This window comes from Streptomyces milbemycinicus, from assembly GCF_002154605.1.
GTDB classification, from domain to species: Bacteria; Actinomycetota; Actinomycetes; order Streptomycetales; family Streptomycetaceae; genus Streptomyces; species Streptomyces milbemycinicus.
In genome coordinates this window covers 1-663 of record NZ_MUNE01001095.1, presented here as the reverse complement: position 1 = coordinate 663, position 663 = coordinate 1, and the positions used below count along the sequence as shown (strand labels likewise).

General features: G+C 66.4%; 1 protein-coding gene. It reads right to left on the bottom strand.

The genetic code is table 11. The features are described from left to right. Positions 1-240: 240 nt before the first annotated feature. The coding region (gene pth / locus CCN51_RS51260; protein WP_086861236.1) for an aminoacyl-tRNA hydrolase at positions 241-663 on the bottom strand (423 nt) is incomplete at its 5' end.

Sequence of the window (663 nt, the reverse complement as noted above, 5' to 3'; positions counted from 1 at the left end):
GCTCTTGTTGAACATCGCCGGCTTGGCGGTCGCCCACGAGTACCACACCCCCGCGACGATGACGAACAGCGCGAGGAGCGCCATCACTACGATTTTCGTGAGCAGCAGCAGCCCGTACGCGTTCTCGCCCGCCCGCCGCGAACGGCTGCGTTTGATCGTGCCGGAGGAAGACATGGCCGCGATCCTCCCGACATCCCAGCCCGCCGGTCAACCGTCGGCGGAGGGTCACTCGGGCGGGGATCAGGAGTTGTACGTGGACTGCGCGCGCTCCAGTCCGTCGACGATCAGCGTCTCCACGGCGTCTGCGGCGCGGTCCACGAAATAGTCCAACTCCTTGCGCTCAGCGGCGGAAAAGTCCTTGAGCACGAAGGCCGCGACATCCATCCGGCCGGGCGGCCGACCGATCCCGAAACGGACGCGGAAATAGTCCGGGCTCAGCGACTTGGTGATTGACTTCAGACCGTTGTGGCCATTGTCACCCCCGCCGAGCTTCAGCCGCAGCGCGCCGTAGTCGATGTCCAGTTCGTCATGGACCGCGATGACATGCCCGACCGGCACTTTGTAGAAGTCGCGCAGCGCGGTGGTGGGGCCGCCGGAGAGGTTCATGAACGACATCGGCTTGGCGACGATCACCCGGCGGCTCGCCGGGCCCGGCGCACCGAC